Origin of the sequence: Methylobacterium sp. E-046, assembly GCF_022829625.1 — a bacterium.
GTDB lineage: Bacteria > Pseudomonadota > Alphaproteobacteria > Rhizobiales > Beijerinckiaceae > Methylobacterium > Methylobacterium longum.
Genome location: NZ_JAKSYP010000015.1, coordinates 1 through 687, shown reverse-complemented (window position 1 = coordinate 687; position 687 = coordinate 1). Strand labels below are relative to the sequence as shown.

Here is a 687-nt window from a genome sequence, read left to right as displayed (position 1 = left end):
CGCGAGGCTGTGGGCGCGATCGGCTCGATCCAGGGCACGATCCGGGCGCTGGACGAGGTCTCGGCCGCGATCGCGGCGGCGGTCGAGGAGCAGTCTGCCGTCACGCGCGAGATGTCGGGCAGCATGCACACGGCCGCGCATGGGGTATCGACGATCGCCGGCGGCATGGAGGCCATCGCCCGGGCGAGCGAGCAGGTCGATGCCGCCACGCGCCAAGTGCGCGAGGCCGCGCGGGCAGTGGGCTGAGGTCATGGGTGACATGGGCGAGGAAGCCGTCGTGCGGACTAGCCTCGACGATGCGCTCCATGACCGACTTCGCGTAGCCGTCGACTTCCTTGATGTGGGGGAGCCCACCCTGTGACAGGCACGATCATTCCGCTGCGATCCGATCGCTGCGCCACGTCTGCGCCCGATGCCTTCGATGTGATGGCGGCGGAGCTGCTGCGAGAGGGCCGTGCGGTGACTTTGTCGGGCGCCCGGCTCGATGCGATCCGGGCAGCTCTATCGGCCAAGCGCCTGCAACTCGCCGCGGTGATCGCCGATCTGCAGGCGCGGCCTCCGAGCGGTGACGTCCGGATCGACGCCGTCAACGCGACCCTGCGCGCTGAAGCCGGGACGGGACTGACCTACATCGACGTGTTCCTCCAGAAGGTGGAAGGCTGCGCCGTGCGCATCAACAACCTCTGA

At 69.1% G+C, this 687-nt stretch carries 1 protein-coding gene and 1 pseudogene; both read left to right on the top strand.

Annotated elements, in window-relative coordinates:
* Positions 1–246 (top strand): annotated as a pseudogene (locus tag MKK82_RS00325) (chemotaxis protein); the annotation flags it as partial.
* 111 nt (positions 247–357) lie between these two features.
* Entirely contained in the window at positions 358–687 is a 330-nt protein-coding gene (locus MKK82_RS00320) for a hypothetical protein (protein ID WP_243984218.1), read from the top strand.